Below are 5,663 nucleotides of genomic sequence, written 5' to 3'. Positions count from 1 at the left end.
GGCTCCCTCGCTTCATCTCATGCGCGCCAGCAAGCCCTTGGCATCAGTCATCTAGTGCCGCGTCAGCCACTCGGCGCGGCGGTGGCCGTATCGCGCCTCTTGCGGGGACGTCCGGACGTCCATTTCGTGGCACTTGCGAGCAGGCTCTCCCATTATGGTCGGCATGATTCATGACGGCGAAAAGCCGGCGGAGGAGCCGCACCCGTGGGAGCCGGTTTCCGCACCGGCTCCCGAGTGGAACCATCAGGAACAGCTGGCGCATCTCGACCGGGTCCGCAGGCGCCCCGGCAGGTACGGTCTCGACGGCAGTTTCGGCTCATACGTCACCTACCTCCAGGGTTTTGACGACGGCGCCCGCGGCGCGCTCCTGCGCTGCTTCCGGGAATGGCTGATCCCTCGGATCGGCGAGGGCAACAATCTGACCTGGCCCGCCCTGGTCGTCCGACACGCCCTTCCCAAGGAGGAGGCCATCGCCTTCTACCGGTCTCCGGGCCCGGACCGCCACAAAGCCGTGATCAACTCGCTGTTCGGCTGTCTCACCGAGTTCCTGGACCATCGTGACGGGGCCCCGGACGGGTTACGGCGGATCCACCGGGAGTATGTCAACTGGCTGGACAGGCAGCCCTGGTCACGACTGACAGCGCCCAAAGACGAGCGATTCTGACCACCCATCACCCATGCGGATCATCCTCAACTAGTGGCCAATCGGGGCCACTTGCAATCCAACGGGCTACAACGCTCCCTCATTGAACGCCAGTTACTTCATAGTCACGTTTTCAACTAGCTCAACAGCCCGTGACCTTCCCCACTTTGCCGACTATTGGACTGGGCTATACAGCTGGGTTAGCGTCACACCGAGCCATCCGGACCGCAGTCCGGGAACAAGGAAACGGGGAAGAGGGCCGCAGGTCTGGCCGGTTGGGCTGCAACCATCACCGGCACTCCCGCATGCCCGCTTCCCCGGCATACACACCAAGGAGTGTACGTGAAGCGCAACACCCTGCGCATAGCGGGCGCTGCGGCTCTTGCCGCCGTCACCATCGGCTTCGCCGCACCGACCGCCCTCGCCGCCGGCGAGGAATCGCGCCCCGCCGCCACCACCTTCACCACCGGGATCGACGACCCCACCGACGAAACACCTGTGACCCCGCAAGAGGCACAGGAAGCCGCCCAGGCCCTGCTGAACAGCGACGAGACCGAGGCCAAGGACCTCGTCGCCTCCCTTGACGCCGACGAGCAGGCCGATCTGCAGGCGGTCGCCAATGGTGAGACCCCCCAGGAACTCCAGGCCAACTGGGGCAAGATCTGGAAGGTCCTGAAGAAAGTCGGCGGCTTCGCCAAGGCCGTCCAGGGCAGCTACCACGACTTCCAGGCGTGGTACAAAGCCAGGCCTTGGTATGTCAAGGCGCTCATCAAGGGCACGACCGTGGGCCTGAACCTCTATGACATCTGGAGCCACTTCCACTAGATCGGCCTCGCCCGCGAGAAACGATCAACGGGCCGGAGCCGCCTCCCGCGGCTCCGGCCCTTCTCGATCGGACAGGACCAGATCAGACAGGAGCGAGCAGTGACACCCTCCGCAACTGACGCGACTGACACGACTGACAACAAGGCGAGCGAAGCCACCTGGGCCATCCCGCTGTTGGCTCTGCTTCCTGCGGCCGCCCTGGTTCTCCTCACAGGCCTGTCCACTCCATGGCTGATCGCGGCATGGGTGTTCTGGGCACTGGCAGCCCTGCTGATCCTGATGGGGTGGGTTGATGTGATCCATCGTGGCGCACGGAGGGCGACGGGCTGGTCCACCTGCCTCCTCGCCCATGCGGGACTGGCCTGGCAGGCGGCACACCTCCTCACGTAGGAGGTCGAAGCCTCGGCCGGCCGAGTCCCGGGCCGACGGACCGGACCCGGCTGCCATCGCCACCGGGCGCCGGCCCGTTCCTCCATGGCTCGGCGAGGCCCTGTTCTCGTATAGCTACGGCGAACGGACATGTAGCGCTGAGTGACTACACGGGGCTGCGTTCACGCTGCTGAAGGGCGGCGAAGTCGGCGTGTGCCGTCTCGACTGCCTCCGGGTACGCCTGGGTCTTCTCGTGCTCGGCGAGTGCCCGGTAGATGCTCGCGGCCGAGGGGTTCTGTCCCTTGCGCTTGCCGGTGGGGATGATCAGGTCGGGCTGGATCTGCTCGACGGACTCGCCGAGCGCCTTGCGCCGCAGCACGGTGTGCAGCATGTCGTCGGTGATGACCGGGGGCCGGCCGCCGTACTTGCCTTTGCGGGCCGCAGTCTCTAGTCCTTCCAGCGTCGATTCGCGGATGTTCTCCCGCTCTGTCTCTGCCATTGCGGCGAAGAAGCCGAACAGCAGCTTGCCGGGGCCGGTGGGGTCGTAGATGCCGGGCAGCGGCCCGGCGAGCATCTCCAGCACCAGGCCGTGCTCGGTCAGATGGTCTGCGAGGGCGGTGAGCTCTGCCGCGTCCCGTCCGAGCCTTTTCATCTCGAACACGGTGAAGATGACTCGGCAGTGTGGGGCATGCGCCTTAACCTCCCGGGCGGTCCTCAGCGCCTCCTCGAACTGCGGGCGGACCTTGATCCGGGTGCTGATCTTCTCGCTGAAAATCTTGTCCCTGCTGATGCCGTGTTTGGCGAGCGCGTCCAGCTGCGAGTCGAGCTCTTGGCTGAGGTGCGAGCAACGGGCGTAACCAATGCGGATGTCCGCGCTCGGCAGACTGGGATCGACGGCTGCGGGTACCGACTTGCCGGGCCGCCAGGGCTGCCCCGGCCCTCGGTTGGCCGGGGTCGGCACCCGCAGCTCCTTCGCCAGCTTCGGCACCTTGGTGAATCGGCCGGTGTGGTAGGCGCTCGTGACTGCCCCGCCGCGTGAGCGGCACGGTGAGCCGGGGGCGGCCTTGCACTTCGGGCACGGATGGCGCTCGACGAGATCGGCTTCGGACTCAGTTCCGGCGGAATGTTCTTGAGGGGCCGTCATGGACCGAATTCTCGCACAACGCAAGTCTCAGAACCCTCCTCCTGGCACCTTGCGTGCGAACGGGTTCTGAGAGTCGATCCGCTTCTTGGTGCCCTTCGCCCGACCCTTTTTGATCTTGCTCGGGCAAAGGGTCGTTTGTGAGAGTGGGGGCAAGCTGTGAAACCGGAGGAGACAGCCTGCCCCACTCGTCGTTCCCGTCAAACACTGAAGCGTTCGACGAGCATCTTCATGGTGTCGAAGGCGGGCTTGGGGGAGTAGTCATCGGTGGTGAGCCCGAATTGATGGAACAGTCCCGTTTCGGCGCTGTCGGCATCTCGCAGCGCAAAATGCGTGTAACCGCTCAGGTGGAGTTGCTTCGATTGGGCGGCGATCACATTTACCACGGTCTCGACGACGTCGGCCTGCCGGTGCGGGTGGCGTTCGGGTCCGGTAGGCCAACCGTGCTCGGTGATGTGCAGCGGTAGGTGTCCCAAGCCGGAGGGTGCCAGTACCGCGTCACGGTGATGGCGTAGCAGTCCCTCGACAGCGTGCGGGAGGTCGGATGCGTCGACGGGTTGGAAGACGTCGGGAAAGAAGTCCAAGCCCACGTAGTCCAGATCGGTGATGAAGTCTCCTCCCCCGAGGCTGGTCAGATCAGTGACGAAGGAGGTTGCTGGCCCGAAGAGAGGGGTGGTGTTGAATCCGACCCGTAGGCCTGTGTACCCGAGTTCACGTGCTCGCGCTTTGACGACGGAAACCCCGCGGACGATCGCCTCGTGCACCGCCGGGTAGTAGCCGTCCAGCGTCGGGTTCGACGTGACGTTGGGCTCTTCCGTCACTTGCAACGTGCTCGTTACCGCGCCGTACTGCTCGACCAGCTCGCGCAGGAAGTCGCAGTAACCGTCGACGTCTCCGGCTGGGGACTGGTACTGCGCGACCAAGTCCAAGCGGCGCCCCCGGATGGCGTATTGGGCTGCGGCGGCCGGCGTCGCCGTCGCGTGTGGCTCGCCGAGGCGGGTGGCATCGTCAAAGCCTATGTAGGCGCGTACCAGGAACGGACGGCCTGGTCGGCCCTGGAGGCGGTCGAGTGCACTCGACACGAGGGCCGGATCATCGGGCAGGCCGTCGGCCAGTCTCCCGGTGTCATCACCGGCGACTCCGCCCGGGTAGATCCCGAAGAGCATGCCGTCATGCGCTGTCAGTGTCACGCGTTCGATTCCTTTCGGTTCGGCGTTACAGGGGGTGTGGAGGTTGCCGCCGAATCGGTCGGCGACGTGAGTGAGCCGGTGTGGAGGTCGTCGATGACCGAGCCGATCCATGCCATCTCAGCGCGAGCGAGGCACAACGCGTATTCAGCTTCGATGACGTGCAGGCGGGGTACGCCGGCCGCCAGGGCCTCCGCGAGGCGTTCTTCATCGGCGGCCGTGCGTTGCCGGAGGCGTTGGGCACGCTCGGCCAGGGCCTCCCCCGCGCCGCTCACCCCGAGGGCGCCGAGATAGGTGACTGCGCCCAGAAACTGCGAGAACTCGCGTTCCGGGTTGCGGATCTGGGAGTCCAGCCGCCGTACGAGTTCGTAGCGGCCCTCTTCCGTGAGGGCGTAGACGGTCCTCTCCGGACGGTTTCCCAAGCGCTGCTGGCCTTGTGAGGCAAGCCATCCCGCTTCGGTCAGGGCGGCAACGGTGTTGTAGAGCGTGCCTCGCGTGATCGCGGCCGCGTGGTTGTCGCTGCGTTTTCGCAGTTCGGCAAGCATCTGGTGCGGGTGCGAGGGCTGTTCGAGCAGGAGACCCAGCACTGCCAGAACGATCGGGTTGTCGAGAGCGCGACGTGGCATAGTCGAACTCTATCAGTCTAAATAAACTATTAGACACCTGTGGGAACTGGAGTCGCGTCGGAGGGCTCGGACGCCTGCAGGTCGTGTCACGCAGGGACCGAGGGGGCTTTCTCTTGCGGACTGCGCGGGCCGGGCACGGCCGACACGGCGACCAGGTCCAGGCGGCCGTTCATGTCCAGCTCGAACCGGCCGTACGGATTCACGTGGGTCCAGAACAGCGGCGACAGCGCCCGGCGGTCTGCGTCGGTGAGCCTGTCCGCCCACTTCGGATCGGCCAGGACCTCCTGTATCAGCAGCGTGTTGACGTGCACCAACGCGGACTGGAGCAGGTGCAGCGCGAGCATGCTGACCTCCTGGGACTCCTTGTCCGCGCCAGCCAGGTCGCCGTCCTTGCCGTAGAAGAGGTCCTTGTTCGCGGAGTTCCAGTTCTCCACGACCTGGAGCCCTTCATGGATCTCCTGGCGCATCTCGACGTCGGCGAGGTAGTCGCACACAAACGAGGTCCGTACCGCCCGCCCGAGTTCTTCGATGGCCTGGTACGTGGGGTGTTTGGGACCGCCCCGGGTGAACCGGCGCAGGACCTGCTCGGCCTCGGCGGTGCCCAGCCGCAGGGCGGTGGTGTACTTCACGATCTGGTCGTACTGCTGGGCGATCAGATCCCAGTTGATCGTCTTGGTGGACAGCACCGGCGCGAGGTGCGGCCACTTCTCGTCCTGCCCGGCCGCCGGCCGGTACAGCTTCGCGGAGCCGATGTTCTTCAGCCGCGGCATCAGCTTGAAGTCGAGCATGTGGGCGAAGGCGAAGCCGACGATGGACGTTATGTGGACAAGTCAAGGCGGCTCTCCTCCAGTGTGTCGGTGGGGTCTTCGAGG

6 protein-coding genes and 1 pseudogene are annotated in these 5,663 nt (G+C 65.5%); 3 read left to right on the top strand and 4 right to left on the bottom strand.

What is annotated here, in order from left to right; genetic code table 11:
* Nucleotides 1-163: 163 nt before the first annotated feature.
* The 3 genes from ABCR83_RS31970 to ABCR83_RS31960 all read left to right on the top strand — a co-directional run bounded on the left by ABCR83_RS31970 (nt 164) and on the right by ABCR83_RS31960 (nt 1,858).
* The gene (locus ABCR83_RS31970; RefSeq protein ID WP_462698765.1) at nt 164-664 is read left to right on the top strand and encodes a hypothetical protein; all 501 of its coding nucleotides are present in this window, start codon (nt 164-166) and stop codon (nt 662-664) included.
* A gap of 321 nt (nt 665-985) precedes the next feature.
* On the top strand, nt 986-1,468 hold the full coding sequence (locus tag ABCR83_RS31965; RefSeq protein WP_462698764.1) for a hypothetical protein: 483 nt from the start codon (nt 986-988) through the stop codon (nt 1,466-1,468).
* A 99-nt stretch (nt 1,469-1,567) separates the two neighbouring features.
* Nucleotides 1,568-1,858: a hypothetical protein gene (locus tag ABCR83_RS31960; protein ID WP_462698763.1), complete on the top strand. Its 291-nt coding sequence runs from the start codon at nt 1,568-1,570 to the stop codon at nt 1,856-1,858.
* A 145-nt stretch (nt 1,859-2,003) separates the two neighbouring features.
* Here the strand turns inward: ABCR83_RS31960 and ABCR83_RS31955 are convergent, their stop codons facing one another.
* The 4 genes and pseudogenes from ABCR83_RS31955 to ABCR83_RS31940 form a co-directional block, all read right to left on the bottom strand.
* Nucleotides 2,004-2,981, bottom strand: a complete 978-nt coding sequence (locus ABCR83_RS31955; RefSeq protein WP_462698762.1) for a recombinase family protein — start codon at nt 2,979-2,981, stop codon at nt 2,004-2,006.
* A 197-nt stretch (nt 2,982-3,178) separates the two neighbouring features.
* Nucleotides 3,179-4,144: a hypothetical protein gene (locus ABCR83_RS31950; protein WP_462698766.1), complete on the bottom strand. Its 966-nt coding sequence runs from the start codon at nt 4,142-4,144 to the stop codon at nt 3,179-3,181.
* A gap of 20 nt (nt 4,145-4,164) precedes the next feature.
* On the bottom strand, nt 4,165-4,791 hold the full coding sequence (locus ABCR83_RS31945) for a PadR family transcriptional regulator (protein WP_462698761.1): 627 nt from the start codon (nt 4,789-4,791) through the stop codon (nt 4,165-4,167).
* Between the two features lie 86 nt (nt 4,792-4,877).
* Nucleotides 4,878-5,615: pseudogene (locus tag ABCR83_RS31940) on the bottom strand (Tn3 family transposase); the annotation flags it as partial.
* Nucleotides 5,616-5,663: the final 48 nt, after the last annotated feature.

The sequence above is a fragment of the Streptomyces xingningensis genome, from assembly GCF_054957865.1.
The sequence above is the reverse complement of the archived record's forward strand: the minus strand, read 5'-3'. Positions and strand labels throughout refer to the sequence as shown.

Coding starts and splice junctions, on each gene's coding strand:
- ABCR83_RS31970 (WP_462698765.1), top strand. CDS start 164: ATGATTCATGACGGCGAAAAGCCGGCGGAGGAGCCGCACCCGTGGGAG.
- ABCR83_RS31955 (WP_462698762.1), bottom strand. CDS start 2,981: ATGACGGCCCCTCAAGAACATTCCGCCGGAACTGAGTCCGAAGCCGAT.
- ABCR83_RS31950 (WP_462698766.1), bottom strand. CDS start 4,144: ATGCTCTTCGGGATCTACCCGGGCGGAGTCGCCGGTGATGACACCGGG.
- ABCR83_RS31945 (WP_462698761.1), bottom strand. CDS start 4,791: ATGCCACGTCGCGCTCTCGACAACCCGATCGTTCTGGCAGTGCTGGGT.